The organism is Pseudoduganella sp. jia 9 (assembly GCF_055502615.1).
This window is the reverse complement of record NZ_JBUPWE010000006.1, coordinates 205927-232812: the sequence shown is the minus strand read 5'-3', so window position 1 is coordinate 232812 and position 26886 is coordinate 205927. Positions and strand designations below refer to the sequence as shown.

Annotated in this window: 25 protein-coding genes; 16 read left to right on the top strand and 9 right to left on the bottom strand. The window is 65.9% G+C overall.

The annotated features are described in order from the left end of the window. Window positions 1–50: 50 nt before the first annotated feature. From ACY34H_RS09170 to ACY34H_RS09155, 4 genes are all read right to left on the bottom strand, one after another. Entirely contained in the window at window positions 51–227 is a 177-nt protein-coding gene (locus ACY34H_RS09170; RefSeq protein ID WP_137316625.1) for a Trm112 family protein, read from the bottom strand. After that, window positions 208–1233: a tetraacyldisaccharide 4'-kinase gene (gene lpxK / locus ACY34H_RS09165; protein WP_464977183.1), complete on the bottom strand. Its 1026-nt coding sequence runs from the start codon at window positions 1231–1233 to the stop codon at window positions 208–210. Before lpxK ends, ACY34H_RS09170 begins: the two co-directional genes overlap by 20 nt. Window positions 1234–1329: 96 nt before the next feature. Then, entirely contained in the window at window positions 1330–1752 is a 423-nt protein-coding gene (locus tag ACY34H_RS09160; RefSeq protein WP_464977182.1) for an ExbD/TolR family protein, read from the bottom strand. A gap of 9 nt (window positions 1753–1761) precedes the next feature. After that, complete coding sequence (locus ACY34H_RS09155; protein WP_464977181.1) at window positions 1762–2367, bottom strand: MotA/TolQ/ExbB proton channel family protein; 606 nt, start codon at window positions 2365–2367, stop codon at window positions 1762–1764. A 994-nt stretch (window positions 2368–3361) separates the two neighbouring features. On the opposite strand from ACY34H_RS09155, the gene xseA reads away from it, so the two are divergent. From xseA to mgrA, 4 genes are all read left to right on the top strand, one after another. Beyond that, window positions 3362–4720: an exodeoxyribonuclease VII large subunit gene (xseA, locus tag ACY34H_RS09150; protein WP_464977180.1), complete on the top strand. Its 1359-nt coding sequence runs from the start codon at window positions 3362–3364 to the stop codon at window positions 4718–4720. An 85-nt stretch (window positions 4721–4805) separates the two neighbouring features. Beyond that, window positions 4806–5810: a LacI family DNA-binding transcriptional regulator gene (locus ACY34H_RS09145; protein WP_464977179.1), complete on the top strand. Its 1005-nt coding sequence runs from the start codon at window positions 4806–4808 to the stop codon at window positions 5808–5810. A 143-nt stretch (window positions 5811–5953) separates the two neighbouring features. Further along, window positions 5954–6532, top strand: coding sequence for a superoxide dismutase [Fe] (sodB, locus tag ACY34H_RS09140; RefSeq protein WP_464977178.1), 579 nt, complete (start codon window positions 5954–5956; stop codon window positions 6530–6532). Window positions 6533–6599: 67 nt separating this feature from the next. Then, window positions 6600–7643 (top strand): L-glyceraldehyde 3-phosphate reductase, encoded by a 1044-nt coding sequence (gene mgrA, locus ACY34H_RS09135; protein ID WP_464977177.1) that lies wholly within the window; start codon window positions 6600–6602, stop codon window positions 7641–7643. Here the strand turns inward: mgrA and ACY34H_RS09130 are convergent, their stop codons facing one another. Then, window positions 7644–8384, bottom strand: a complete 741-nt coding sequence (locus tag ACY34H_RS09130) for an SDR family oxidoreductase (RefSeq protein ID WP_464977176.1) — start codon at window positions 8382–8384, stop codon at window positions 7644–7646. Window positions 8385–8488: 104 nt separating this feature from the next. Here ACY34H_RS09130 and ACY34H_RS09125 point away from each other — a divergent pair, with 104 nt between their 5' ends. The 3 genes from ACY34H_RS09125 to ACY34H_RS09115 all read left to right on the top strand — a co-directional run bounded on the left by ACY34H_RS09125 (window position 8489) and on the right by ACY34H_RS09115 (window position 11671). Beyond that, window positions 8489–9382 (top strand): LysR family transcriptional regulator, encoded by an 894-nt coding sequence (locus tag ACY34H_RS09125; protein ID WP_464977175.1) that lies wholly within the window; start codon window positions 8489–8491, stop codon window positions 9380–9382. Between the two features lie 113 nt (window positions 9383–9495). Further along, window positions 9496–10518, top strand: coding sequence for an SDR family oxidoreductase (locus tag ACY34H_RS09120; RefSeq protein ID WP_464977174.1), 1023 nt, complete (start codon window positions 9496–9498; stop codon window positions 10516–10518). 196 nt (window positions 10519–10714) lie between these two features. Then, window positions 10715–11671: a beta-1,6-N-acetylglucosaminyltransferase gene (locus ACY34H_RS09115; protein WP_464977173.1), complete on the top strand. Its 957-nt coding sequence runs from the start codon at window positions 10715–10717 to the stop codon at window positions 11669–11671. Window positions 11672–11823: 152 nt separating this feature from the next. Here ACY34H_RS09115 and ACY34H_RS09110 read toward each other — a convergent pair whose 3' ends face one another. After that, window positions 11824–12099, bottom strand: coding sequence for a DUF4214 domain-containing protein (locus tag ACY34H_RS09110; protein ID WP_464977285.1), 276 nt, complete (start codon window positions 12097–12099; stop codon window positions 11824–11826). 324 nt (window positions 12100–12423) lie between these two features. Here ACY34H_RS09110 and ACY34H_RS09105 point away from each other — a divergent pair, with 324 nt between their 5' ends. Then, a complete protein-coding gene (locus tag ACY34H_RS09105; RefSeq protein ID WP_464977172.1) occupies window positions 12424–13782 on the top strand; it encodes an MFS transporter in 1359 nt (452 codons plus the stop codon). A 112-nt stretch (window positions 13783–13894) separates the two neighbouring features. Here ACY34H_RS09105 and ACY34H_RS09100 read toward each other — a convergent pair whose 3' ends face one another. Then, window positions 13895–14293: a hypothetical protein gene (locus tag ACY34H_RS09100; protein ID WP_464977171.1), complete on the bottom strand. Its 399-nt coding sequence runs from the start codon at window positions 14291–14293 to the stop codon at window positions 13895–13897. A gap of 282 nt (window positions 14294–14575) precedes the next feature. Between ACY34H_RS09100 and ACY34H_RS09095 the strand changes: the two genes are divergently transcribed. The 6 genes from ACY34H_RS09095 to ACY34H_RS09070 all read left to right on the top strand — a co-directional run bounded on the left by ACY34H_RS09095 (window position 14576) and on the right by ACY34H_RS09070 (window position 20181). Beyond that, on the top strand, window positions 14576–14848 hold the full coding sequence (locus ACY34H_RS09095; protein ID WP_464977170.1) for a DUF4148 domain-containing protein: 273 nt from the start codon (window positions 14576–14578) through the stop codon (window positions 14846–14848). A 19-nt stretch (window positions 14849–14867) separates the two neighbouring features. After that, a complete protein-coding gene (locus ACY34H_RS09090; protein ID WP_464977169.1) occupies window positions 14868–16313 on the top strand; it encodes an efflux transporter outer membrane subunit in 1446 nt (481 codons plus the stop codon). Between the two features lie 71 nt (window positions 16314–16384). Then, on the top strand, window positions 16385–16879 hold the full coding sequence (locus ACY34H_RS09085; protein WP_464977168.1) for a MarR family winged helix-turn-helix transcriptional regulator: 495 nt from the start codon (window positions 16385–16387) through the stop codon (window positions 16877–16879). Between the two features lie 34 nt (window positions 16880–16913). Further along, window positions 16914–19049, top strand: a complete 2136-nt coding sequence (locus ACY34H_RS09080) for an FUSC family protein (protein WP_464977167.1) — start codon at window positions 16914–16916, stop codon at window positions 19047–19049. Continuing rightward, a complete protein-coding gene (locus ACY34H_RS09075; RefSeq protein WP_464977166.1) occupies window positions 19039–19239 on the top strand; it encodes a DUF1656 domain-containing protein in 201 nt (66 codons plus the stop codon). The genes ACY34H_RS09080 and ACY34H_RS09075 overlap by 11 nt, the downstream gene beginning before the upstream one ends. 21 nt (window positions 19240–19260) lie before the next feature. Beyond that, window positions 19261–20181 carry an HlyD family secretion protein gene (locus ACY34H_RS09070; protein WP_464977165.1) on the top strand — a complete coding sequence of 307 codons (921 nt, stop codon included), beginning with the start codon at window positions 19261–19263 and terminating at the stop codon, window positions 20179–20181. A 126-nt stretch (window positions 20182–20307) separates the two neighbouring features. Here ACY34H_RS09070 and ACY34H_RS09065 read toward each other — a convergent pair whose 3' ends face one another. Continuing rightward, window positions 20308–21438, bottom strand: coding sequence for a LacI family DNA-binding transcriptional regulator (locus tag ACY34H_RS09065; protein WP_464977164.1), 1131 nt, complete (start codon window positions 21436–21438; stop codon window positions 20308–20310). Window positions 21439–21679: 241 nt separating this feature from the next. After that, window positions 21680–23887 carry an alpha-glucuronidase family glycosyl hydrolase gene (locus ACY34H_RS09060; RefSeq protein WP_464977163.1) on the bottom strand — a complete coding sequence of 736 codons (2208 nt, stop codon included), beginning with the start codon at window positions 23885–23887 and terminating at the stop codon, window positions 21680–21682. Between the two features lie 117 nt (window positions 23888–24004). On the opposite strand from ACY34H_RS09060, the gene ACY34H_RS09055 reads away from it, so the two are divergent. Together ACY34H_RS09055 and ACY34H_RS09050 are read left to right on the top strand one after the other, a co-directional pair. After that, window positions 24005–25123 carry an endo-1,4-beta-xylanase gene (locus ACY34H_RS09055; protein WP_464977162.1) on the top strand — a complete coding sequence of 373 codons (1119 nt, stop codon included), beginning with the start codon at window positions 24005–24007 and terminating at the stop codon, window positions 25121–25123. Between the two features lie 277 nt (window positions 25124–25400). Then, window positions 25401–26831 carry a family 43 glycosylhydrolase gene (locus ACY34H_RS09050; RefSeq protein ID WP_464977161.1) on the top strand — a complete coding sequence of 477 codons (1431 nt, stop codon included), beginning with the start codon at window positions 25401–25403 and terminating at the stop codon, window positions 26829–26831. Window positions 26832–26886: the final 55 nt, after the last annotated feature.

Here is a 26886-nt window from a genome sequence, read left to right as displayed (position 1 = left end):
ATAGTAGGCGCGCATCATGGCGGCGCGCATCGGCATCAGGGGGCGCGAATCTAGTCTGCAGTATCCTGCAGCGTGCGGGCTTCGTCGGCCCACATGATCGGAATCCCGTCGCGGACCGGATAGGCCAGGCGGTCGCCGCGGCAGATCATTTCCTGGGCTTTCTTGTCGTATTCGAGCGGGCCCTTGCAAACGGGGCAAACCAGGATGTCAAGCAAACGTGCGTCCACGGCATTTCTCCACAATGTGTGCGATCAGCGCGGCATCGAGCTGCGCGCTGACGGGAACGACCCACAGCCGCGGATCGGTCCTCAGTTCTTCGATATGCGCGCATTTTACTGCATCCTTCTCGGTCATCAAGATCGCCTCCGCCGTCACGCGCGCAAAGGGGCGGTCGAGGAAATCGTGATGATCGGGCAGCGGCAATTCCTCGAACGCCAGGCCGGCATCGGCCAGCATGCGGAAAAAGCGCTGCGGATTGCCGATGCCGGCCGCCGCGGCCAGCCGGCCCTTGCCGCTCATCTCGCCCAGCGGCACGCGCTCGCGGCGATCAGCCAGCCGTTCGGCAACGGTGCCGGCAAGGGTCATCCGGAACGGCATGCCGCCCACGCTGGCCGCCAGTTGCGGCGTCAGCACCGGCGCATTGACGACGGTGACGTCGCGCCGGCGCGAAGGCGGTTCGCGCAGCGGCCCGGCCGGCAGCGTCCAGCCGTTGCCCACGCCGCGGCCGTCGAACAGCACCACTTCCACGTCGCGCCGCAGGGCATAGTGCTGCAGCCCGTCGTCGGCGACGATCACGTCCACTTCCGGATGCGCGGCCAGCAGCGCCCGGCCCGCCGCGGCGCGGTCGCGGCAGACGAACACCGGGCACCCGGCCCGGCTGGCGATCAGGACCGGTTCATCGCCCGCCTGCGCCGGCGTCGACAGCGCCGTGACCGCACGCGGCCCGTCGCCCTTGCCGCCGAAGCCGCGCGACACCACGCCCGGCCGCAGGCCGTGCGCCCGCAACTGTTCGACCAGCCAGATCGTCAGCGGTGTCTTGCCGGTGCCGCCGATGAAGATATTGCCGACCACAATCACCGGCACCGGCAAGCGGCTCGACTTCAGCACGCCGGCGCGGTACAGCAGGCCGCGCAGGCCGGCCAGCGCGCGGAACAGCAGCGATACGGGATACAGCGCGCAGGCCAGCGGGCCACGTTCCAGCCAGGCGCGGGTGAGCGTGGATTCGAGGGTCATCGGCGCATGCTGGAGTGTGCGGAAAAGGGCGAGAAAGTATGTGAAAAGTACGAGAAAAGGGCGGGACGGCGGCTTGGCGGTCGGCGGGGCGGCGGCTTACTTTGCGCTGCCCGTCTGCGCCGCGAACGTCAGCTTGCCGAAGCCGGCCAGCCGCGCCGCCTCCATCACGTTGACCACCATCTGGTGCATAGCGAACTGGTCGGCATTGACCACCACCACCGGGTCGCTGCCCGGCCTGGCGGCAGCCTTCAGCACCGAGGCCAGCCCGGCCACGTCGCGGAACGAAACCGGCTCGCCGTTGATCGTGTAGTTGCCTTTGGCGTCCACGGTCACGTCGATCTGGTTCGGCTGCTCGACGGCCTTCTGGGCGTCCGCCGTGGGCAGCGTGATCTGCAGTTCGGTGAACTTGCTGTAGGTGGTCGTCACCATCAGGAAGATCAGGATCACCAGCAGCACGTCGATGAACGGGATCAGGTTGATCTCCGGGTCTTCCCGGCGCCGGCCCTTGCGGAAATTCATGCGCCGCCCTTACTTTCGCTCGTTATGGACGATGTCGACGAAGCGCACGGCCTGCTGCTCCATCTGGATCACGAAACCGTCCACCAGGGCGCGGAAGTGACGGTAGAACACCAGCGTGGGCATGGCGATCGCCAGGCCGAAACCGGTGTTGTACAGCGCCACCGAGATGCCGTGCGCCAGTTGCGCCGGATTGGTGCCGGCGGGATTTTGCGCGCCGAAGATCTCGATCATGCCGACCACGGTACCGAACAGCCCCATCAGCGGCGCCAGCGTGGCGATCGTGCCCAGGGTGGTCAGGAAGCGCTCCAGCGTATGGGCCACGCCGTTGCCCGCCTCCTCGATCGATTCCTTCATCACTTCGCGTGGCGCATTGACATTGCGCAGCGCGGCCGACAGTACCGCGCCGAGCGGGGAACTGCTTTCCAGCTTGCCGGTGATCTCGGGCGTGATATTGCCACTGCGGTAGACCCGCACCACTTCGTCGAGCAGGTTCGGCGGAAGGATCCGCGCGCGCCGCAGCGTCATCAGGCGTTCGATGATCAAGGCGGTGGCCACGATGGATGCAATCAGCAGCAGCCAGATCGGCCAGCCGGCAGCTTGGAAGATGGCGAGCAAAACTTACTCCTTGAGATAGCGCAGACGCGCAATGTAGCGTGTTGCCGTGCCGGCGGCAAGTGTGGACAAGCGCAGCGGTCAATTGGCATGTTCTGCACAATTTCTGTGGAAAAGATTGTGTGCAATACCCGATCATTGACGTAACACCTTGATCTTAAACAAAATTTATTCAAAGCCTGTTTTTTGGGCAGCACACAGCCAGCCTGTCACAGGTTTATTCTCAACAATTTCTGTGGATAAAATTGTTGGCAACGGACCCTGACGTTTTGCAAGTCATTGATACTTCAGGATAATATCGACATGCACAGGAATTGGGCAGCATCATTCACCGTGCCCTTTGCGGGCCAGTGGCTTCTGCACAGTAACTGTTGATAAGATTGTTGGCAAGGCGGCGCGTTGGCAAACAAGTATTTGATTTATAAGGTTAAAATAAGACTGCTCAATAAGTATGCAGCGCTGGGGAAGCGCGGGGCCGCTGGCTCCCTGGCGACGGCCAGCCTCCTTCTGCACAAAAACTGTGGACAATATTGTGCGCAAAGGCCGGGGGACCGATGAATGTCCTTGATTTATAAGGAAAAACTCTTCAAGCACAAAAAACAGGCAGTCTGCGCGCCATGTCGCAACGCCGGCGCCTTCCCGCATGCCGGCTTCGGACGTGCACTGCTTCTGCACAGTTTCTGTGGATAAAATTGTGGGGAAGCGTGATATCTACTCGCCAAGTCCCTGATTCGCAACGATAAACTTGTTGTGCGGAAATTTCCAGCAGCACGGCTCCAGCTTGTCCACGTTCCCCACAATTTCTGTGGATATCTTTGTGCGTAAGAATGCCGCGCTTCAGTGAAGTCCTTGATTTGTAAGAATTTTCTTACACTGCTCACGAATGTAGCATGCGTTTTTCTCTTTAAAAATCAGTAGCTTGGAAATACACCTTGCTGTTTTAGGCGAGATATGACATAAGCATGACCGCTTGATGACTCTGTGGACAGTCTTTCCGATGCCGACCTTCGACCGCCCCGATTCCGCCCCCGGCCAGAGCGCCGTGATCACCGTCAGCGCCCTGAACCAGGCCGTATCGCGCCTGCTCGAGCGGTCTTTTCCACTGACCTGGATCGCTGGGGAAATCTCGAATTTCACACGTGCCAGTTCCGGTCACTGGTATTTCACATTGAAGGATGACGCCGCCCAGGTGCGCGCCGTGATGTTCCGCGGCCGTGCCCAATATGCCGGCTTCGTGCCGCGCGAAGGCGACAAGGTCGAGGTGCGCGCCCTGGTCACGCTGTACGGGCCGCGCGGCGATTACCAGATCAATGTGGAAGCGATCCGCCGCGCCGGCGTCGGCGCGCTGTTCGAAGCATTCATGCGCCTGAAGGAAAAGCTGTCGGCGGCCGGCCTGTTCGACGAGGACCGCAAGCGCGCCCTGCCCCTGTTCGCCCGCACCATCGGCATCGTCACCAGCCCGCAGGCGGCGGCGCTGCGCGACGTGCTGATTGCCCTGCGCCGCCGCGCGCCGCATGTCAACGTCGTGCTGTACCCCACCCTGGTACAGGGCCAGTTCGCCGCCGAGCAGATCGCGCAGGCGATCCGCACCGCGTCGGCGCGCGCCGAGTGCGACGTGCTGATCGTCTGCCGCGGCGGCGGCAGCATCGAGGACCTGTGGTGCTTCAATGACGAAGCGGTGGCGTACGCGATCGCCGAATGCGCGATGCCGGTGATTTCCGGCGTGGGCCACGAGACCGATTTCACGATCGCCGATTTCGCCGCCGACCTGCGCGCCGCCACGCCCACCGCCGCCGCCGAACTGGCTGCCACGCCGCGCGGCGACTGGCTGGCGTCGTTGCGCGCCGATGCGGCCGACCTGCGCCGCGCCATGCGCCGCACGCTGGACGATGCCGGGCAGGCCCTCGACCACCAGAGCCGCCGCCTGCTCAGTCCCACGGCGAGGATCCGCCAGCAGCGCCTGGCCCTGCTGGCGCTGTCCACGGCCATGATGCACGCCAATCGCGCACCGCTGAACGGCGCGCGGCATGCATTGGAGCGCCTGGCTGGCCGGCTGGGCGCGCAGCGGCCCGACACCCGCGCCGCGCGCGCCCACCTGGCGGCGTTGCAGCACCGCTGCACCGTCAACGTGGCGGGGCGCGTGCAGCGCGAACGGGAAGCACTGGGCGCGCTGGCGGCGCAACTCGAACTGCTGAATCCGCAACGTACGCTGGAGCGGGGCTACGCCATCATTACCGACAGCAAGGGAGCGATCCTGCGCTCCCCGAGCCAATTGCAGCCGCGCCGCAAACTGACCGTGCGGCTGGCCGAAGGCAGCGCCGACCTCACCGTGTCCGGGGTACAGCCAACGCTGTAATGGCAGTTTTTATATGTTAATCTTGCCCGTCGGTACACCCACGGGATAACAATTGAGTAAACCAACCGCGCCAACAGCGCCAGCAGTGGCAACCGGGCCCTCGACCCTGCTCGACGTCGCCCGCGAGGCAGGCGTCTCGCCCTCGACCGTGTCGCGCATCCTGAACGGCACCGCGCGCGTTTCCGACGACAAGCGGCAAGCCGTGATGAAGGCGATTGCGCGCACCAATTTCGCGCCGAACCTGATGGCGCAAGGCCTCAAGAAAGGCCGCACGCACACGATCGGCATCATCGTGCAGGATATTTCATCGCCGTTCTTCGACGAAACGCTGCACGGCGTCGACGATGGCCTGAAAGGTACCGGCTATGCATCCGTGATCGTCACCGGCCACTGGAGCGCGCTGGAGGAAGCGGACCGGATCCGGCTGCTGCTGGCGCGCAAGGTCGATGGCATCATCCTGCTCTCCGGCAACCTGCCGGACGAGGAATTGCTGCATTTCGCCACCCAGCGCCCGATCGTGGTCACCGGCCGCGCACTCGATGCCCCCAACGCGCTGGGCTTCACGATGGACAATGAGCACGGCGCCTACCTGGGCGTGCAGCACCTGATCGAACTGGGCCACCGGCGCATCGCCTTTGTCTCCGGTCCGCCCAGCCATGCCGACGCATCGAGCCGCCTGCGCGGCTACCGCAAGGCGCTCGAAGGGGCCGGCATCGCGGTCGACCCGGCACTCGTCGTCGAGGGCAACTTCCATGAAAACAGCGGCCTCATCGCGATCAATCACCTGTTCGAGACGCGCCAGGAGTTTTCCGCCGTCTTCGCCGCCAACGACCAGAGCGCCTACGGGGTGCGCCTGGCCCTGTACCGCAAGGGCGTGCGCGTGCCGGAAGACGTGTCGCTGGTCGGCTTCGACGACTTGCCCGGCTCCGCCTTCACCACGCCGCCGCTGACCACGGTACGCCAGCCGCTGTACGACATCGGGCTGACCGCGATCACCGCGCTGCTGCGCCTGATCAGCGGCGACCGCGTGCCCACGCGGGTGCCGCCGGTCGAGCTGGTGGTGCGGGAAACCACGCTGCCCCGGCAGTAATAGGCGCGGCTATCAAGCGCGGCTATGTGCTTTTCTGTAGCCTCACTATTTACGGGGGATTTCGGCAGGGGCGCGGGCAACGCATTACAATGATGGGCGTTTTGAAAACGTTGATTCTTTAGTCCCTTCATAAGGAAATGCACATGGAACATACCCTGCCGCCACTGCCGTACGCAAAAGACGCACTGCAACCGCACATCTCGGCTGAAACGCTGGAATACCACTACGGCAAGCACCACCAGGCTTACGTCACGAACCTGAACAACCTGATCAAGGGCACCGAGTTCGAGAACCTGTCCCTGGAAGAGATCATCAAGAAATCCTCCGGCGGCGTGTTCAACAACTCCGCCCAGGTGTGGAACCACACGTTCTTCTGGCACTGCATGGCACCGAACGCCGGCGGCGCGCCGACCGGCCCGGTGGCTGAAGCGATCAACGCCAAGTGGGGTTCGTTCGACAAGTTCAAGGAAGAGTTCAGCAAATCGGCCGTCGGCAACTTCGGTTCCGGCTGGACCTGGCTGGTGAAGAAGGCCGACGGCTCGGTGGACATCGTCAACACGTCCAACGCCGCCACCCCGCTGACCACCGACAACAAGCCGCTGCTGACCGTGGACGTGTGGGAACACGCGTACTACATCGACTACCGCAACGCCCGCCCGAAATTCGTGGAATCGTGGTGGAACCTGGTCAACTGGGAATTCGTGAACCAGAACTTCGCCTGAATCACCAGGTAATCCGGTTCCTGAAAAGCTCGCCGCGCGGCGGGCTTTTTTCATTGAGGAGAGACGCATGAGTTATACCGCTTCCCGCCACCGCTATGAAACGATGCAATACCGCACGTGCGGCCGCAGCGGCCTGAAGTTGCCGGTGCTGTCGCTGGGCCTGTGGCACAACTTCGGCGACACCACCAGCACCGCGACACAGCGCGACATGCTGCGCACCGCGTTCGACCACGGCATCACGCACTTTGACCTGGCCAACAACTATGGCCCGCCCTATGGCAGCGCCGAAACCAATTTTGGCCGCCTGTTCCGCGACGATTTCCAGCCTTACCGCGACGAACTGATCATCTCCACCAAGGCTGGCTGGGACATGTGGCCGGGCCCGTACGGCCAGGGCGGCGGCTCGCGCAAGTACGTGCTGGCCAGCCTGGACCAGAGTCTGAGGCGCATGGGCCTGGACTATGTGGACATCTTTTATTCGCACCGCTTCGACCCGGATACGCCGCTGGAAGAAACCATGGGCGCGCTGGCGCACGCGGTACAGCAGGGCAAGGCACTGTATGTCGGCGTCTCGTCCTATTCCGCGGAGAAAACCGCCGAAGCGCAGCGCCTGCTGGCCGAGTGGAAAGTGCCGTGCCTGATCCACCAGCCCTCGTACAACATGCTGAACCGGTGGATTGAAACCGAAGGCCTGCTGGACACGCTGGGCCGGCAGGGCATCGGCTGCATCACCTTCACCGCGCTGGCACAGGGCATCCTGACCGACAAGTACCTGAACGGCGTCCCGCAGGATGCGCGCGTGAACCGCCCGGGCGGCGGCTCGCTGCTGGCGTCCCACCTGTCGGAGGACAACCTGCGGCGGGTGCGCGGCCTGAACGACATCGCCAGGGCACGCGGCCAGTCGCTGGCGCAGATGGCGCTGGCCTGGGTGCTGCGCGATCCGCGCATCACATCCACGCTGATCGGCGCATCGAACAGCGCACAGATTCGCGAGAACATCGCCGCGCTGGACCAGACGGCATTCTCCGATGACGAACTGCGCGCCATCGATGCGCTGGCCCAGGAAGGGGGCATCAACCTGTGGGCCGGATCGTCGGGCAGCAAGGCCTGACTACACGATGCCGCCGTTGGCGCGCAGCGTCTGCCCGTTGACCCAGCCGCCCGGCCGCGCCAGGAAGGCCACCGCTTCGGCGATATCCTCGGGCCTGCCCAGCCGCTCCAGCGGCGCCATCTTCGCCAGCCGGTCGACCTGCTCATCGGTTTTGCCGGTCAGGAACAGGTCGGTGGCGGTCGGCCCGGGCGCGATCGCGTTCACGCTGATCTCCTTGCCGCGCAACTCCTTGGCCAGGATGTTGGTCATCGTTTCCACGGCCGCCTTGGTGGCAGCGTAGATTGCGTAGCCGGGCAGCGCCAGCCCGATCACGCTGGTCGAAAAATTGATGATGCGCCCGCCATGCCGCAACCGCGTGGCCGCTTCGCGCAGCGCGTTGAACGTGCCCTTCACGTTGACGGCGAACAGGCGGTCGAATGTGGCATCGTCGGTGTCGCCCAGGTGCGGCAACGCCGGCGGCAGGATGCCGGCATTGTTGACCAGCACATCGACGTGCCCGAAATGCTCGACCGCCGCGTCGAACAGCCGGCGCACCGCCGCCGGATCGGCAACGTCGGCCTGCACGGCGGCAGCGCGGCCCCCCTTCCCTTCGATCGCCGCGACGACCTGCGCCGCTTCGGCCGTGCTGCCGGCGTAATTGACGATGATCGCATAGCCGTCTTCGGCAAGGCGCAATGCGATGGCGGCGCCGATGCCGCGCGATGCGCCGGTAACGATGGCAACCTGCTGTCCGGTGTTCATGTCGGGTCCTCTGGTCAGTGTCGATGGACCCAGTATGAATCATGCAGTCCACTGGATAAATACGGTACGATTAAACTCATTATTCAACCTGCAACAATAATTCGATGGACCGCTTCGACGCGATGAAGCTGTTCGTCCGCATCGTCGAGCTGGGCAATTTCAGCAAGGCGGCGGACGACCTGAAACTGCCGGCCGCCACCGCCACGCATGCGATCCGGCGGCTCGAGGCACGGCTCGGCGTACAGTTACTGCACCGTACCACCCGCAAGGTGTCGGCCACCACCGACGGCCAGGCTTATTACCAGCGCTGCCTGCGCATCCTCGCCGACGTGGAGGAAACCGAAGCGGGCTTCGGCCACCGCGGCGTGCTGCCGAAGGGCCGGCTGCGCATCGACCTGCCGACGCTGGGCCGTTTCTATGTGCTGCCGCGGCTGCATGAATTCATGGATCGCTACCCGGACATCGACGTGGAAATCGGCATGGGCGACCGCCACGTGGACCTGGTCGGCGAAGGCGTCGACTGCGTGTTGCGCGTGGGCGAATTGCGCGATTCGTCGATGGTGGGCCGGCGCGTCGCCATGCTGGCCCAGGCTACCTGCGCCAGCGCCGCCTATCTGGACCGGCACGGTACACCCGCCACGCTGGAACGGCTGCAAGCCCACCAGGCCGTCAACTGGTACTCGGCCGCGAGCGGGCGCACGCTGCCGTTCGAATTCCTCGTCGACGGCGCGCTGCGCACGCTGCAGCTGCCGGGGCGGGTCACCGTCAGCGGCGGCGAGGCCTATGTCGCCTGCTGCGTCGGCGGCATGGGGTTGGCGCAACTGCCGCGCTACCACGTGCGCGAACAGCTGGCCGCCGGCGCGCTGCGCGAAGTGCTGCCCGAGTATCCGCCGCCGGCCCTGCCGGTAACGGTGCTGTACCCTCGCCAGCGGCAATTGTCGCCGCGGGTGCGCGTGTTCGCCGACTGGCTGGCGGACGTGATGGCGGCTGCCGGGTAACGCCCGGCGCGTGCGGTCTTGATTACCGGAATGGTGTGCCGCGTCAAGAGAGCTGGCGGGTACGATACTGCGTCAACCATGGTTAATCGTACACATCAGCAAAGGAGCACAGCATGCGTTTGAAACGACTGTCGGACCAGGTCATCGTCATCACCGGCGCCACCAGCGGCATCGGCCTGACCACGGCCCGGATGGCCGCCGCGCGTGGCGCCAAGGTGGTGCTGGCGGCACGCGGCGAGGAAGCCCTCGAACAACTGGAACAGCAACTGCGCCAGCGCGGCGCGGAGGCGCTGGCGGTGCCCACCGATGTCGGCAAGAAAGACGAGGTGCACGCACTGGCGCAGGCGGCGCTGAAACGCTTTGGCCGCATCGACACTTGGATCAACAACGCCGGCATCTCGATCTTCGGCCGCGCCGAGGAAGTATCGGAAGAAGACAACCACCGCCTGTTCCAGACCAACTTCTGGGGCGTGGTCAACGGCTCGCTGGAAGCAGTGAAGCACCTGCGCAAGGATGGTGGCGCGCTGATCAACCTGGGCAGCGAACTGTCGGAAGTGGCGGTGCCGCTGCAGGGCATGTATGCGGCATCGAAGCACGCCGTGAAGGGCTACACGGATGCGCTGCGCATGGAGCTGGAGCATGACAGGCTGCCGATCTCCGTCACGCTGATCAAGCCGGCGGCGATCGACACGATGTTCTCCGTGCACGCACGCAACTACATGGACGTGGAGCCGAAGCTGCCGGCGCCGATCTATCCGCCGGAAATGGTGGCCGAGGCGATCCTCGATGCGGCCCAGCATCCGAAGCGCGACGTGTTCGTCGGCGAGGCGGCACGCGCCAACGCCATCGGCGGCTTCACTCTGCCCAGCCTGTTCGACAAGCTGGGCGCATCGGCCATGTGGAACCAGCAGCGCTCGAAGAAGCCATCGCGCCTGCTCCGCAACGACGCACTGCATTCGTCCGATCCGGCCCAGGAACTGCAGCAGCGGCTCGGCACGCAGACCACGGGCGACACCAGCTACCGCCCCGTGTCCCGGTCGCCGCTGAAGCTGGCGCTGCTGGGCGGCGGCGCGCTGGTGGCCGCCTGGATGCTGACGCGGCCGGCCGGCACTGGCGAACGGCCGCGCCAGGACTAGCCTCGCCCCCCCCCCGCTACCGCTCTAGGGCGGGCTGTACGCCATCCGGCGGGTGCCGGGGTGCCGGCCCGCCGGATAGTTGATTAAAGAGCAAATGTGCTATACTTCTTCGCCTTGCGTTGGAGCAGTCGCGCTCGCTTTCGCGGGACGTGGACAGGATGCCTGCCGACGAACAATGGATAGCATAGGGATATAAATGCGGATTGCCTACTTGATCCTGGCCCACGACCAACCGGAGCAGTTTGGCCGCCTCGCGCGCGCTGTCCATGCTGACAACGTGGCGATCTATGCACATATCGATGGCAAGACCGACCGCGCACCGTTCGCCGCCGCCTGTTCCGGCGTTCCCGTCGAATTCACGCCGGATCCCGTCAAGGTCTACTGGGGTGGATTTTCCCAGGTCGCGGCAATGCTCAGGCTGCTGGAGCAGGCCGTACGGGCCGGGCAGCACGACTATTACATTTTCCTCAGCGGGCGTGATTTCCCGGTGCGTTCACATAGTCACCTGCTGGATGTGCTGGGCCGCCATCCAGGCCGCAGTTACATGAATTTCTATGCGCTCGCGGATGATACCGTTTTCATCCACAAGATCCGCAACTACTGCTACCACGACGTGTACGGTCGGCTGCCTACGCAAATCCTCCAGCGTGCCGCCAACCGTCTTGTCATTGAAATCAGTGCCCGCTTGCCGGATCGCAAGTTCATCCCAGGCATGCAGCCCTACCGGGGCTCGACATCCTGGTGCATCACCCAGCAGATCGCGCAGTATATCGTCGAGTTCGTGAATGATCCGCGCAATGTCCGTTTCGTGGACTTTTTCCGCAGTGTCTCGTGCTGCGACGAAATCTTCTTCCAGACCATCGTGTTGAACTCGCCCCATGCCGCAACGCTGAACCTGTTCGACGTCGACGGACACCGCCCGCCCGGTGAAATGAAGAACGAGAACAAGGCTTCGCTCCATTACATCGACTGGACCCCGGGGCGCGAGGACCCGGCCGTGCTGGACGATCGCGACTTCGACCCCCTGTATGCATCGGGCAAGCTGTTCGCCCGAAAATTCGAGCCGCAGCGCTCGGCCAGCCTGCTCGAGAAGATCGACACGGTCCGTGCCTCGGAAGAGCGCGAGACGCGGCAGGGCGTGGCCACGTCCTGACGGCAGGCGCCGCTCGCGGCGCCGAAGGGCCGACAGCGATGGTGGGCGCCAGGAAGTTCGATACGCACAGGCGATTCGACGCGAACAGCGCCAAAAAAATGCCGTTCAGTGCTGACTGCACGGCATGACTGCGGCGGTAACGGCTTTCTCCGTCAGGTCAGGTCGAACACGTCAGCCGGCGAAGTTCCAGTCACCGCCATCTGGTGACCAACGATCTCCGCCGATTGCGTCATCGCCTGCGCCACGTTCTCCAGCATAGCGCCGTGGGCCGGCTGCTCGGCGCAGTACGCCAGGCCAGCCGTACCCGCGGCACGGTTGAAGATGCCCTGGTACAGGATTCCCATATCGTGCGTGACTTCGCCGTTCAGCGCGCCGAACGAGGCCACGCCTTCCGCCGACGTAATCAGTTGCAGCGCGATCGTGCCCATGCTCACGCCCTGCGCTTCCACGCCGGCCCAGCAGCGAAGCCGTCCACGTCGGCCTGCCGGCCCAGCGCGTTCTCGTACAAGCCGCCAGCGTCGTCAGCACGTTGACCGGTGCCGGAGCGTTCGAATCCACGATCGCGGCCGTCAGCACATGATCGCCGTACTGCAGTTCCACGAACGAATTCACCATCCAATAGATCATTCATCAATCAAATTTTTATCACTAAAACACTTGCCCTGCTCAGTTTTTGATCGCTATACTCAAGCCAGTCGTACGACAACTGATAACGTATAACCAGTCAAACTGGGCACACTATGAGGCAACACATGGGCAAGCACATCCCGGCCGTCAAGGCCACCCGCGTACGCTGGACAATCCTCGCGATCCTGTTCATCGTCACCACCATCAACTACGCCGACCGTGCCACGATCTCGATCGCCGGGCCGGAACTGAGCAGGCAACTGGGGCTGACGCCCGTCCAGATGGGGCTGGTTTTCTCGGCCTTCTCGTGGTCTTACGTGCTGTGTCAGCTGCCCGGCGGCTGGCTGCTGGACCGCTTCGGTACCAAGATCGTTTACTTCTTCTCGATCTTCCTGTGGTCGCTGTTCACGCTGGCGCAGGGCTGGATCGGTTTCTTCAGCGGCGGCGCGGCCGTCGCAATGCTGTTCACGCTGCGGCTGATCGTCGGCGCGGCCGAGGCGCCGTCATTTCCAGGCAATAGTCGTCTGACGACTTCCTGGTTCCCGACCGCGGAGCGGGGTACGGCAGCCGCCATCTTCAACTCGGCGCAGTATTTCGCCACCGTGCTGTTCGCCCCGATCATGGGCTGGCTGGTGCATTCGTTCGGCTGGGAAAGCGTGTTCTTCGTGATGGGCGGACTGGGGATCGTGATGGCGCTGGCATGGCTGAAGTTCGTTCACGGCCCGCGACAGCATCCCGGGGCCAACGCGGCGGAACTGCAGCACATCGAACGCGGCGGTGCGCTGGTCGACCTGGAAACAACCGGCCTGCTCGCTGCCGACCGGCCACAGATCGATACCTGGTCTTGCCTGAAGCAATTGCTGTCCTCGCGCATGCTGCTGGGGATTTATATCGGCCAGTACTGCATCAATACGCTGACCTATTTCTTCCTGACGTGGTTCCCGATCTACCTGGTCAAGGAGCGCCACATGACGATCCTGAAGGCGGGCTTCATCGCCGCGCTGCCAGCTATCGCGGGCTTCCTCGGCGGCGTACTGGGCGGCATCATCTCCGACCGCATGATCAAGCGCGGCTACAGCACGTCGGTGGCGCGCAAGACGCCGATCATCGGCGGCATGCTGCTGGCCACCACGATGGTGCTGTGCAATTACGTCGAGCAGGACTGGGTGGTCGTCGCCGTGATGGCGCTGGCGTTCTTCGGCAAGGGCATCGGCGCACTGGGCTGGGCCGTGGTCGGCGACACGTCGCCGAGCCAGGCGGGCGGCATGAGCGGGTCGCTGTTCAACATGTTCGGCAATGTGGCCGGCATCACGACGCCGATCGTCATCGGCTTCATCCTGCAAGCCACCGGGTCATTCTATGGCGCCCTCGTGTTCGTCGGCGCCAATGCGCTGGTGACGGTGCTGTGCTACCTGTTCCTGGTGGGCGAGATCAAGCGCTTTGAATTCGCACGGCCGGTGGTCAAGACCGCGGCCGCGGCGTGACGCAAGACGCCGCATGACGTGACAACGGGGCCCGCGGGCCCCGTTTCTTTTACCAGCGCCGTTCAGGCGCCGCGTTCACAACGCCGCTCAGGCGCCTCGTTCGCCGCGCCGTTCAGGCGCCTCGTTCGATATCGTCCGCTTCCCGCTCGCCGCTCAGCGGTACCGATTCGATGTGGTCGACATCGATGTCGGCGCCATCCGGCGCCGTCGTGTCGCGTCCCACGGTTGCCCGTTCGCCGGTGCCGCCCGCATCGGTATCACTGTCGAGATCGGCATCGCCGACATCCGGGCCGGCCGTGCCGCCCGCCGTGTTCTGGTCGATATCCTCGTTGGTCCCGCCATCGAGGTTGTTTTCCTCGATCTGCTGGGCCAGGCCCGAACCGCCCTGGACATCGCTGCCGGAGTCGGACGTGTCGCTGGGGCCGAGCGCCCCGGTGCCATGCCCGCGGCCGAGCACGCGGTCCGGTGCGGACGGGAAGTTATCGGGATCGAGTGTGCTGCTGCCTGACATAAAGCCTCCTGTGAATACATCGCCGCTTTGCGCGGCCTTGCAAAGACTGTAACAGCCGCTGCCGAACGGCGTCGCACCCGAGGGCGACGCGGCACCGGGCAATGGACTGCCGGGAGCGCGGGCCGCTGGAGCGCCGTGCCGCCGTGCCGCCTGTATTGTCCAGCAAGCAGCCGGCCGGAGAGCGCCGTAGACATTGCAACGCTGAATCTCCCATATCACAACACTTTATTTCACTAATGAATAATTCAGGCATATAATGAATCCATCTTACAGGAGGACATCATGAAAACCGCTTACTACCTCATCGCCGCGCTGACCCTTGCCACTGCCGGCGCAGCCTTCGGCGCCGACAACACCGAAGCGGCTGCGGCCGCCGCTGCCAGCACGGCCACCGTCGCGAGCGCCGCCGCCGTGCAGCAAGCACCGAAAAAGCCGCAAGGCCTGACCCGCGCCGAAGTGCAGGCGCAAGTAATTGCCGCACGCAAGAACGGCACGCTGATCGAAACAGAAGCCGACATGGACGTCGCGCAGACTCGCAAGCACTACGCGCAATAACGTTCGGAACCGAGCGCCGATGCCGCGTGCCGTCCTGTTTGCGCCATCCCTTGCGATGAGGGTTGGGCTGGCGCTGGCACTGGCCGGTTGCGCGGACATCAACGATGTACGGCCGCAATCGCATCGATTGGCGGCAAATGAGCTGTCGGCCGGTGCGGCAATCGCCGCCGCGGTGGCGCCCGATGGGCAATGGCCGGCCAAACAATGGTGGCGCGCATTCGGCGACCCGCAGCTCGACCGCCTGGTGGAAGCCGCGCTGGCCGGCAATCCCGGCCTGAAGGCGGCGCAGGCCCGTGTGCGGCAAGCCGCCGCGCTGGCGGAAGCTGAGGCGACGGCGGCCGGGCCGCAAGCCAGCGCCAGCGCAGGCACGACCCGCGAGCGCTTTCCGGCGCATGCCTCGGTACCCGCGCCGCTGGCCGGCAACTGGGCCTGGTACAACTCGGCCATGCTGAACGGCTCGTACGACCTCGACCTGTGGGGCCGCCACCACGACCTGCTGGCGGCCGCATTGGGCGACGCCCGAGCGGCCGGCGCGGAGGCGCAAATGGCGCGCCTGTCGCTGCAGGCGGCGGTGGTGCGCGCCTATATCCAGTTGTGGTACCGCCACGCGCTGCAGGACAGCATCGCCGACAGCCTCGCGCAGCGGCGCCGGTTGCTCGATATCGTGCGGCGCCGCCAGGCCGCCGGCCTGGCCAGCACCATCGACGTGGCGACGGTTGAAAACACGCTGCCGGCTGGCCGGCGCGAGCACGAGCGGGTCGGCGAGTCGATCGCGGTGCTGCGCAACCAGCTGGCGGCACTGATCGGCAAGGGACCGGGCGACGGGGAAACGATCGCCCGGCCAACGCCGGCCCTGCGACAGGCAGCCGCCCTGCCCGGCGCACTGCCGGCCGACCTGCTGGGCCGCCGGCCCGACATCGCCGCCATGCGCTGGCGCGTCGAAGCGGCCGGCAAGCGCATCGACGGTGCCCGCGCGGCGTTCTACCCGAACCTGAACCTGCTCGCCTTTGCCGGCCTGCAGTCATTCGGGTTCGCCCGCTTCTTCGATGCCTCGGCCCGCACGCTGGGCTTCACGCCCGCGTTCAGCCTGCCGGTATTCGAAGGCGGCCGGCTGCGCAGCCGGCTCGCCGCGGAGACGGCCGTCTACGATGCCGCCGTCGAGCAGTACAACGGCACGGTGGTCGACGCACTGGCCGAGGTGGCGGATGTTGTAGCAAAGATACAGTCGAGCAACGAGCAGCGGCGCCTTGCCGAGCAGGCACTGGCGCTTGCCGCGCGGGCCCATGCGCTGGCCATCCGTGCTTACCGCAGTGGCATCACGGATGCTACCGACACCCTGCGTGCGCAGCTGGTATTGCTGGGTGAACGGGAGCAGTTGCTACGCGTGGAAAGCGAGCAACTGGATCTCCATGCGAGCCTGATGACGGCGCTCGGCGGCGGTGCCGGAGTGGAGGAAGGCATCTAAAAACAATTTACCTTTGTGCAACCACTAGTACAATCCATGTATTGATAGCCTTAATGCACAGGAGTGCGCCAATGAGCAGTTTCGACGCAACGAACAAGCGCCTGAAGACCATCCACGAACGGATTCCAGCGTTCCCGGAAGACCTCATGCGCCTGCTCCGCATGACGTACCACGTGCAGAAACGGATGAAGGATCTGTCGAACGCAGTGCTGCGCAAATATGACCTGGTGGATGCCAGTTACATGGTGCTGGCGGTGCTGTACGGCTCGGAGAACGAAACGTCGACGGCATCGGCGCTCGGGGAGGCCTGCATGGAAAAGCCGGCCAACCTCACCCGCGTGTGCAACGACCTGGAAACGCAGGGCCTGATCACGCGGGGCAACCGTCCCGGCGACCGGCGCTGCGTGATGATCTCGCTGACCGACCGCGGCCGCAGCCTGATCGAACAGGTGATGCCGGAAGTGTGGGGGCGCACCACGCGCGCTTACGATGGTTTGACGCCTGAAGAGCTCGGGCAGCAGGAACGGTTGTTTACCCGGCAGCTGGAAAACTTGGACAATATATAACGGTCCCTTGCTGCGGCGGGGTCGTTGAACAACGATGACACCCGAATCCGCAGCTTGCTCCGCCCTCCCCGTCTTTCACTGGCTGCGCCGCGAACTGCGCGGCTGGGCCGCCGCCGACGGCGTACGCATCCTGTTCGTGGCGCGCACGCTGGCGGCCGCATACATCGCGCTGTGGCTCGCTTTCCGCCTCGGCCTCGACTCGCCGATGACGGCCATGACCACCACGTTCGTGCTGGCGCTGCCGTCATCCGGCATGGTGCTGGAAAAGGCACTGTACCGCCTGCTCGGCACGATCGTCGGCTGCGCAGCCGCGCTGGTGCTGGCAGCCCTGTTTCCGCAGCAGGCCCCGCCGCTGTTCGCCGGCCTCGCGCTGTGGATCGCCCTGTGCACCGCGGGCGCCGCGATGCACCGCAACCAGCAGTCCTACAGCTTCGTGCTGGCCGGGTACACCGCCTGCATGATTGCCGTGCCCGCGCTCGATGCGCCGGCCGGCGTGTTTGCGCTGGCCATCACGCGCGCCACCGAAGTCGGCCTCGGCGTACTGGTGGCGGCGGCCGTGCACGACGTGCTGCTGCCCCGGCACCACGGCCGGCAAGTGATGCGCACCGCGCAGGAGCGCTACTGCCACTTCCTGGATTTTTGCCGGCAGGTGCTGGAACACCGGCTGCCGCCGGCCGAGGCGGAACTGAATCACCTGCGCTTCGCGGCCGACATCGCGGCGATCGAATCGGGCCGTGCCGCCGCGTTCTTCGAAGCCGGAACGGCGCAGACACGCCAGCTCCACGCGTTCAATGGCGCTTTCATGGCCGCGCTGACCACGTTTCATACCTTGCACCGGCTGCTGCACCGGCAGCGCCGCGACACCGCGTCACCGGTGCCGGCGCTGGTGGCACCGCTGGAGGCGCGGCTGGCCGGCGCCCTGGTTTCCGGCGCGCCCCTCGACACCCTTCCGGCCGCGATCCGGCAAGCCGCCGCCAGCGCCGGCGCGGGCCTGCCGGCCATCGCACCGGACGGCGATGAGCGCGCGCAACGCTGGCGCATCGACTTCGAGACCGCGGCGGATCTGGCGGAGCGCTTCGCCGGCAACCTGGCGGCATTCACCGGCATCTACCGGAATCTGTCCACCGGCAAGCGCACGCAGGCGAGTGCAGCGCTTGCCTGGGCGCCGAAGACGCCGCCCGGCATCGTGGCCGCCAGCGGCGTGCGAGCCGCCTGCGCGATGCTGGCCGCCGCCACGCTGTGGTACTGGCTGGCGTGGGCGCCGCTGGCCAACGCCCTGGTCATGACGACGATCTTCTGCGCGCTGGCTTCCGGCTCGCCGCGCCCCACCGCGATGGTGCGGCAGGTGCTGGCTGGCTTCGTGATCGGCGTCCCGCTGACCTGCGCCACCGAATTCCTGCTGGTCGCGCGCGCCGACGGCTATCCGGCGATGATGCTGGCCACGGCGCCGCTGCTGGCCTTCGCGGCCTGGCTGATGACGGACCCGAAGCGCACCGGCACCGGCATCGGCCTGGCGATGTTCAGCAGCCAGTTCCTGGCACCGGCCAACCTGATGCGCTATGACGCCGGTGCCCTGCTAAACAACATGCTGGGCCAGGTGGCCGGCGTGCTGCTGGCCCTGGCGATTTTCCAGGTGGTGCTGCCCGCGCACACGATGGGCAATCGCGCCCACGTGGCGTCGGCCCTGTGGCGCGAAGCGCTGTCGACCTGCACGGCGAGGCTGCGCGGGCGTGGTGAGCGGCTGCGGCACCGCTTCGACAACCGCGTGCGCGACCTGCTGGCGCAGTTGAACGCGGCAGCGGGCCCCATGCCGTCCGCCGACATGCTGGCCGTGGTGCGCCAGGGCCTGACGCTGCTGGAACTGGGCCACGCCGTCATCGAACTGCGCGCCTTGCTGCGGATGACGGCCGACGGTCCCGTCGCCCGTTCGTGCAAGGCCACGCTGCAGGCGCTTGCCGCCTACCTGGCGGCTCCGCGCGACGACACGCGCACCGCCGCGATCTACGCGCTGCGGGCCGCCGGCCCGGTCGTGCGTGCCGGCCTGGCGACCGCGTCCGGTGCCGACGCCGTCCGCCTGCGCCTCGCGCTGACCGACCTGCATTCGATCTACACCTCGCTGCTGGACCAGGTGCCGCAGCCTTCCCTGAATGGAGCCCCCGATGCCGCGTGAACTGCCGCTCTTCGGCCTGCTGATTCCCACCCTGCTGCCGCTGTTCCTTGCCTGCGTGCTGGCGCAGGCCGCGCTGGACCGGCTGCTCGGCGCCGCCGGCATCTACCGCCGCCTGTGGCACCCTGCGCTGGCCCGCCTGGCGCTGTTCGTCTGCATCTTCGGCGGGCTCACCACCCTTCTCTACCAATAACCTGCACTGGAATCCGTCACCGTGACCTTCGCCGTCAAGCTGTTTCGCCTCTCCATCACCCTTCTGCTCGCGGCGGCCGCACTCTACGCCGGCCACGCGGGATGGAATCACTACATGGAAGCGCCCTGGACCCGCGACGCGCGCGTGCGGGCCGACGTGGTCACCATCGGCGCCGACGTGGCCGGCGTCGTCACCGCGGTGCGCGTGCGCGACAACCAGTTCGTGCGCAAGGGCGAGGTGCTGTTCGTCGTCGACGACGCACGCTATGCCAGCGCGCTGGCCACGGCGGATGCCGCGCTGGCCACGCAGGAAGTGGAACGCACGCGCCGCGGCAGCGAGGCGAAACGGCGCGCCGCCCTGGACGACGACGTGATCCCGGCCGAACACCGCGAATCCGCCATCTACGCGGCCGACGCCGCCGCCGCCCAGTACCGCGGCGCGCTGGCGGCACGCCGGCTGGCGCGCCTGAACCTGGCCCGCACGGTGGTCAGGGCGCCGGTCGCCGGCTACGTGACGAACCTGCACGTGCGTCCCGGCGACTTCGCCGCCGTGGGCGCGCCGAAACTGGCGCTGATCGACAGCGCTTCATACTACGTGATGGGGTATTTCGAGGAGACCCGGCTGCCGCTGCTGAAACCGGGCGCCGCGGTCGACGTGCAACTGATGGATGGCGTGGCGCTGCGCGGGCACATCGACAGCATCGCCCGCGGCATCACCGACCGCGACGCCGCCACCGGCCGCGAACTGCTGGCCGACGTCAACCCCACGTTCAACTGGGTCCGGCTGGCCCAGCGCATCCCGGTCCGCATCGCCATCGACAGCATCCCGCCCGGCGTGCCGCTGGTGGCCGGCACCACATGCACCGTCACCATCACGCAGCCACCACCCAAGAAAGTTGCCGAGAATCGGGGTCAGACCCCAAGTTTTGGAAATATTTCCTAGAATCGGGGTCTGACCCCGGTTTCAGGAAATGTTGCTCGGAAAATGGAAATCAGGGACGGACCCTGTTTTTGAGGAAATTTCCTGAAAAACAGGGTCCGTCCCCATTTTTTGATTTCAGAGCGGCAGTTACGCTTCGGTCGATTTGCCGGCCAGCTTCGGCCGCCGCCGCGGGGCGGCGTCGGATTGCCGCCGGATGAGGGAGAAATCCATCACGATGTGTTCCGGTTCCTGCACGGCGCCGTCGCGCTGGGCGCGGATCTGGCGCACCAGGAACTGCACCGCCATTTCCGCCATCTGCGCGATGGGCTGGCGCACGGTCGTCAGCTCGGGCCAGATGGTGGTGGCCAGCGCCGTATCGTCGAAACCGGCCACGGTCAGGTCGCCCGGCACGTCCAGGCCCAGGCGGTGGGCAATCGCGACGGTGGCCGCGGCCATGTCATCGTTGCTGGCGAAGACCGCGGTGGGCCGCTGTTCCAGCCCCAGCAGGATTTCGGCGGCGTCGAGGCCCGAGCGGTAAGTGAACATGCCCTGCACCACCAGTTCGGGCGAGCCGTCACCGCCCTTGTCGGCGATCGCGGCCTTGTAGCCGTCGAGGCGGCGCGCCGATGCAGTCTGGTTCGGGTGGCCGATGACGAAACCGATGCGGTGGTGGCCCAGCGCGATCAGGTGGCTCGTCATGTCGTAGGCGGCGTGGTAGTCGTCGATCGACACGGCGCCCACGCGCCGGTCCGGCTGGCCGCAGGCAACGGTGGCCGCCGGCATGTCCGCCTGCGTAATCAGCTCGATCAGTTCCGGCGTGTCGCACAGCGGCGGCGGCAGGATGATGCCGTCGACGCCGTTCTCGATCAGCCGGCGCGCATGTGCTTCCCACGTGTGCCCGTCCTCGCAATTCTCGACGACGAGCTGCACGTTGTGGATGCTGGCCTGGTTCAGCAGGCCAACGAGGAATTCGCTCAGGTAGCCGGCCGACGGATTCGAATACAGGAAGCCGATGCGGATCGCACGCGCGCCGGCGAGGCGCCGCGCCGCCTGGTTCGGCACGTAGTTCAGCGCCGCCACGGCCTCGTCCACCTTGCGGCGCGTGGCCGGGCGCACGTTCGGATCGCCGTTCATCACGCGCGACACCGTCATCGGCGATACGCCGGCCAGCTTGGCGACGTCGGACATCGTTGGCACGCCCGGCTTGTCGCCGCGCCCGGCAACCGGCGCCTTTTCTGCTGGCGTGCCGCCGTGCGCCTTGGCCTGTATTTTCGTCATCGGACTGTACTTATCGAATAGTTATTGTGCGGATTCCGACACGCGCTTCTCCAGGCCCGCCGGCCACTGCCCGGCTTCGCGGCAGCTTGCCTGCGCGTGTCTTCCATTTATCATTCTAACATCCGAAACTGGGGCCGATGTTAGCGCACACATCGGCCCCGGGCGTTCATTCGTGCCGCGATGCCCTGCCGCACGGACATCACGGCCAATGGTTCGGCATCCTCCTGAACGCTGGCGACGCTCAGTGGTGGCCGGCCGCGTAAGGGAACTTGATGGCCTTGTACTGCTCCAGCGTGCGCTCCGGCTTGCGCACGCCCGGCGGCAGCGGCAGCCCGGAAACCGACTGGAAGTACGCCACCGACGCGTCGCGCCACCAGCGTGCTTCCTTCACCTGCGTGTCGAGGCGCTGGGCGACTTCGTCGTAGCGGCGCTCGTCCACGAGCGGTTTCAATTTCTCCCAGCGGGCGCGCAAGCCTTCCGCCTCGCTCACGCCGCGGTCGTAGCGGGCCACCAGTTCGGTCCACAAGGTGCGGCCGGACGGCATCGCGTAATCCCACGGCAGGTGATGGAACCACAGCAGCAGCTCTTCCGGCGTGGTGCGCGGATCGGACCAGCGTGCCGCCACGCCCGGCGCATACTGCGCCAGCGCATTCGAACCGCTGGCCGTGCGGTCGAAGCCGATGCCTTTCTTGTCGGCCTTGTGGTAGTAGGTGGGGTTCCAGTCCGGACGGCCCAGGTTGTCGACCCATGGACCGGGACCATGGTGGTGGCCGGTATCCATCAGGTGGTGCAGGCCGAGCGGCGTCATGTAATCGACGACCGCTTCGCGCGAACGCATCATCATGTCGACGATCTGCGTGACGGCCTGCGGCTCGCGGCTGAAGGTCTGCATCGCCCATTCCTGCGCGAAGGCGCGCGAATCGCCCTGCGGGTCCCAGGCAAAGCGGCCGTACGCATACCAGTTGGCCTGGTCAAAATGCGAACCGCTCCAAGTGCGCGAGCTGCCGATATTGGCCACGCCGGCCATGCCGGTCGGGCGCCGGCCATGCTCGGTGTCCTCCAATACCTGCGCCACCGTAAAGCCGTTCGGCCGCTGTTGCGTGTCGGCCTTCAGCACTTCCTCGAACAGCGGGCCGAGATACGCCATGTGCATCGCGAAGCCCAGATACTCCTTGGTGATCTGGAACTCCATCATCAGCGGCGTGTGCGGCATGGCGCCGAACAGCGGGTGGAACGGTTCGCGCGGCTGGAAGTCGATCGCGCCATTCTTCACCTGCACCATCACGTTCGGGGCGAACTTGCCGTCCAGCGGCTTGAACTCGTCGTAGGCCTGCTTGGCGCGGTCATCCGGCTTCTCGGCCGCGTACACGAACGCGCGCCACATCACGATGCCCTTGTGCGGCGCCAGCGCGGCAGCCAGCATGTTGGCACCGTCGGCGTGGGTGCGATGGTAATCCTGCGGGCCGGGCTGCCCCTCGGAGTTGGCCTTGACCAGGAAGCCGCCGAAGTCGGGGATGGCGCGGTAGATCTCGTCAGCCTTGGCGCGCCACCATGCCGCCACCTCGGGCGCCAGCGGATCGGCCGTCGTCGTTTCCTTCAGTTCCAGCGGCGTCGACCAGCGCGCCGACAGGTAGACCTTGATGCCGTACGGCCGCAGCACGTCGGCCAGCGCGGCCACCTTGGCGATCCATGGCGCGGTCAGGATCTCGGCCTTGGAATTGACATTGTTCAGCACCGTGCCGTTGATGCCCAGCGACGCATTGGCGCGCGCATAGTCGACGTATTGCCGCTCGCGGATGTCGGGCAGCTCCCACCAGTTCCAGATCGACTGGCCCGAATAGCCCCGTTCCACGGTGCGATCGAGGTTGTCCCAGTGGTTCAGCACGCGCAGCTGCAGCTTCGGCGCCGACCGCTCGTCGATCGCGGCCAGCGCCTTGCCGGTGCTTACCGCGCGCAGCAGGCCGAAAGCGCCGTACAGCAAACCGATATCCTCGTTGGCGGCGATCACCGTGACGCGCTTGCCGTTCACGCTGGCGCTCTTGAGCAGGTAGCCTTCGCGGCCCAGCGCCGCCAGGCCGTCGGCCTTGAAGCCCTGCGGCAGCGCGCCGGCCTTGGCCAGCACGATGGCGCCGTCGCCGACCGACGTGGCGGACGCGGGTGCCTTGCCCGCCATGCCCTGCAGGCCGCGGCGCAGTTCGTCGATGGCTGCCTGGATCGTCGGCGAGGCCTTGCCGGCGTAGCTGATCGTCCGCGCCTGCTGCTGCAGCTGGCCAGCCTGCTGCACTGGACGGTACCGCAACCAGAGTTCGTAGCCATCCTCTTCCGCCGCCTGAACAGGCGCCAGCACCACCACCAGCGACACCACCGCCGCCAGTGCTCCGCCGAGGATACGCCGCTTGTTTTTCGCACCGCGCAGGTCGCCGCCGGCAACCCGGTTCAACATTCGCATCTTGTCTCCGTTGTTTTTTGGTAGCGCAACCGTTTGCACCAGAAACGATGTTAGCGTAACCTTCAGCCATACGCCATAACTAAATCGCGGGCTTCAGTGACCCGCACAGGAGACGACATGACCACGACCCGCCGCGACATGCTGCGCCTGCTGGCCGGCACCGCCTGCGCCGCCGCCCTGCCCCCTTTGTTCGCCGCCGACCCGGAACCGCTGAAGGCGCTTGCCGCGGCCAAGGGCCTGCGCTTCGGTAACGCGCTCGGCTACAAGTATTTCAAGGACCCGGCGCACCGTGCGCTGATGGCACGCGAATGCGGCGTCATCGTCGCCGAGAACGAAACCAAGTGGCCGGCGCTCGAGCCGCAGCGCGGCCGGCACAATTTCGGCCCGGCCGACGAGATGTTCGCGTGGGCCCGCAAGGAAGGCATGCAGGTGCGCGGCCACACGCTGGTGTGGCAGCCGGCGAAATGGCTGCCGGCCTGGGTCAACGCGCACGACTTCGGCCAGGGCAGCGCCGAGGCGGAGCGCCTGCTGCGCGAACACATCACCACGGTCTGCAAGCACTACGGCACCGGGATCTACAGCTGGGACGTGGTCAACGAGGCGGTGGAGCCGGAAACGGGCGAGATGCGCGCCAACGTGTTCACGCAGCGGATGGGCGCGATCGAGCAGATCGACTTCGCCTTCCGTGTGGCGCGCGAGCAGGCGCCCCATGCGCAACTGGTCTACAACGACTACATGCGCGAAGACGCCGGCAGCACGAAGCACCGCGCCGGAGTGCTGAAGATGCTGGCGGAACTGAAGAAGCGCGGCACGCCGGTGCACGCGCTGGGCATCCAGAGCCATATCGGTTCGTGGGACGACGCCAAGCAGAAAACCAATCCGGAACGGGACTGGCGCGCCTTCCTCGATGAAGTCACCGGCATGGGGTACGACCTGCTGATCACCGAGTTCGACGTCAACGACCGCATGCTCCCGGCCGACTTCGCGATGCGCGATGCCGGCGTGGCGGCGCTGGCGAAGGACTACCTCGACATCACGCTGTCGTATCCGCAACTGAAGGACTTCCTGCTGTGGGGGCTGTCCGACAACGTCAGCTGGCTGCAGACCTGGGACGAGGCACCCCGCAAGGACAAGCTGCCGCAGCGCCCCTGCCCGTACGACGCGCAACTGCGCTCGAAACCGCTGCGCGACGCCATCGCCGCCGCACTGCGCGCGATGCCGAAGCGCGCGGCGTAGCGCGTCTCCGCGTCCCCCGCAAAAAAACAGGGGACGTACCCCTGTTTTCAGGAAACATCCAGTGCACCCGCACCGGACGTCCCGGTTTCACAGAAATTTCCCATAAACAGGGGTACGTCCCCAGTTTTGTCCCCAGTTGTTGTCGACGTTGAGCGCGGGCAGCAATCGCCTGGCCCACCGCGTTACATCGGTCAACACCGTGAATGTTTGTGCGCTTCCCTTCACCGGCTCGCGCGATTGCATGCACGATGTGCCTTCCGCATCCAAGGCCGAAACGATGAAAACACTGATCCCGCTGCTGTCGCTGTCCCTGCCCCTGTTGCTGGCACTTGCCGCGCCCCAGGCAATGGCCCAGGCGCCCGGCAACTACGCGGCCGTGCATTCGGGCGTGCCGCTGTTCGACGACCGGGGCAAGGAAGTCAGCGCGCATGGCGCCAACATCGTCCGGGAAGGCGACACGTATTACCTGTTCGGCGAGGCCCACGCCGACGGCACCAATGCCTTCACCGGTTTCAATTGCTACTCCTCGACTGACCTGTACAACTGGAAGTTCGAAGGCGTGGCGCTGCCGGTCCAGCGCTCCGGCGCGCTCGGCCCGCAAACCGTGGGGGAACGCCCGAAAGTGATGAAGTCGCCCGCCACCGGCGAGTACGTGATGTTCATGCACGCCGATTCGATGGATTACCGCGGCCAGTTCGTCGCTTACGCCACGGCGAAATCCATCGCCGGTCCGTATGCCTTCCAGGGCCCGCTGCTGTTCAATGGCAAGCCGATCAGGAAATGGGACATGGGCGCCTTCCAGGACAGGGACGGGGCCGGCTACGTGCTGCTGCACGGCGGCGACATCTACCGGCTGGCGGACGATTTCCGCAGCGTGGCCGAACACGTCAACCAGGCCATGGCGCATGGCTTTGAATCGCCCGCGCTGTTCCGCGACGGCGATACCTACTACTTCCTCGGCTCGAACCTGACCGGCTGGGAACGCAACGACAACTACTACTACAGCGCGCCGTCGCTGAAGGGCCCGTGGACGCGGCGCGGCGCCATCGCGCCGGAGGGCACGCTCACCTGGAATTCCCAGGTAACGTTCGTGCTGCCGATCACCGGTTCGCAAGGCACCACCTACATGTTCATGGGGGACCGCTGGTCCTTCCCCCGGCAGGCGACGGCCGCGACCTATGTGTGGCAGCCGCTGACCGTGCGCGATGGCGCGATCTCGCTGCCGCGCTACCAGGAAGCATGGACCATCGACACCCGCACGGGCATTGCCGGCAATGCCGCGCCGCCAGCCACCGGGATCGACGACACCGATGCGCGCGTCGCTTACAGCGCAGGATGGCAGCGCCGCACGGCGCCCGGCATGCCCTCCCAAACGCACAGCGTTGCCGACGCCGGCGCCGCCTCGTTCTCGCTGCAGTTCACCGGCACGCAGGCCAGCCTGTACGGCGTGGCCGCGGCCGATGGCGGCTATGCCCGCGTCACGCTGGCCAACAGCCGCGGCGACACGGTACTGGCGGCAAACGTGGACATGTATTCGAAAGTGACGGTGCCGACCGTGAAGTTCGTCAGCCCGCTCCTGCCGAAGGACAGCTACACGATGAAGGTCACCGTGCTGGGCGAGAGCTGGTACTGGGTCAACAAGGCGGGCGTGAAATCGGGCAGCCAGGGCGTGGCCGTGTCGTTCGACAAGGTGCTGGTACGGGAATGAACGGACGCCGCTCGGTGAGCGGCGTCCGGTGCAGCAGACGGCGGCAGCCTCGCCG

Excerpts from the sequence above, each read along its gene's own strand:
- lpxK (WP_464977183.1), bottom strand. The coding sequence starts at position 1,233 with ATGACCCTCGAATCCACGCTCACCCGCGCCTGGCTGGAACGTGGCCCG.
- ACY34H_RS09160 (WP_464977182.1), bottom strand. The coding sequence starts at position 1,752 with ATGAATTTCCGCAAGGGCCGGCGCCGGGAAGACCCGGAGATCAACCTG.
- xseA (WP_464977180.1), top strand. The coding sequence starts at position 3,362 with ATGCCGACCTTCGACCGCCCCGATTCCGCCCCCGGCCAGAGCGCCGTG.
- sodB (WP_464977178.1), top strand. The coding sequence starts at position 5,954 with ATGGAACATACCCTGCCGCCACTGCCGTACGCAAAAGACGCACTGCAA.
- mgrA (WP_464977177.1), top strand. The coding sequence starts at position 6,600 with ATGAGTTATACCGCTTCCCGCCACCGCTATGAAACGATGCAATACCGC.
- ACY34H_RS09130 (WP_464977176.1), bottom strand. The coding sequence starts at position 8,384 with ATGAACACCGGACAGCAGGTTGCCATCGTTACCGGCGCATCGCGCGGC.
- ACY34H_RS09125 (WP_464977175.1), top strand. The coding sequence starts at position 8,489 with ATGGACCGCTTCGACGCGATGAAGCTGTTCGTCCGCATCGTCGAGCTG.
- ACY34H_RS09120 (WP_464977174.1), top strand. The coding sequence starts at position 9,496 with ATGCGTTTGAAACGACTGTCGGACCAGGTCATCGTCATCACCGGCGCC.
- ACY34H_RS09115 (WP_464977173.1), top strand. The coding sequence starts at position 10,715 with ATGCGGATTGCCTACTTGATCCTGGCCCACGACCAACCGGAGCAGTTT.
- ACY34H_RS09110 (WP_464977285.1), bottom strand. The coding sequence starts at position 12,099 with ATGGGCACGATCGCGCTGCAACTGATTACGTCGGCGGAAGGCGTGGCC.
- ACY34H_RS09105 (WP_464977172.1), top strand. The coding sequence starts at position 12,424 with ATGGGCAAGCACATCCCGGCCGTCAAGGCCACCCGCGTACGCTGGACA.
- ACY34H_RS09100 (WP_464977171.1), bottom strand. The coding sequence starts at position 14,293 with ATGTCAGGCAGCAGCACACTCGATCCCGATAACTTCCCGTCCGCACCG.
- ACY34H_RS09095 (WP_464977170.1), top strand. The coding sequence starts at position 14,576 with ATGAAAACCGCTTACTACCTCATCGCCGCGCTGACCCTTGCCACTGCC.
- ACY34H_RS09090 (WP_464977169.1), top strand. The coding sequence starts at position 14,868 with ATGCCGCGTGCCGTCCTGTTTGCGCCATCCCTTGCGATGAGGGTTGGG.
- ACY34H_RS09085 (WP_464977168.1), top strand. The coding sequence starts at position 16,385 with ATGAGCAGTTTCGACGCAACGAACAAGCGCCTGAAGACCATCCACGAA.
- ACY34H_RS09080 (WP_464977167.1), top strand. The coding sequence starts at position 16,914 with ATGACACCCGAATCCGCAGCTTGCTCCGCCCTCCCCGTCTTTCACTGG.
- ACY34H_RS09075 (WP_464977166.1), top strand. The coding sequence starts at position 19,039 with ATGCCGCGTGAACTGCCGCTCTTCGGCCTGCTGATTCCCACCCTGCTG.
- ACY34H_RS09065 (WP_464977164.1), bottom strand. The coding sequence starts at position 21,438 with ATGACGAAAATACAGGCCAAGGCGCACGGCGGCACGCCAGCAGAAAAG.
- ACY34H_RS09060 (WP_464977163.1), bottom strand. The coding sequence starts at position 23,887 with ATGCGAATGTTGAACCGGGTTGCCGGCGGCGACCTGCGCGGTGCGAAA.
- ACY34H_RS09055 (WP_464977162.1), top strand. The coding sequence starts at position 24,005 with ATGACCACGACCCGCCGCGACATGCTGCGCCTGCTGGCCGGCACCGCC.
- ACY34H_RS09050 (WP_464977161.1), top strand. The coding sequence starts at position 25,401 with ATGAAAACACTGATCCCGCTGCTGTCGCTGTCCCTGCCCCTGTTGCTG.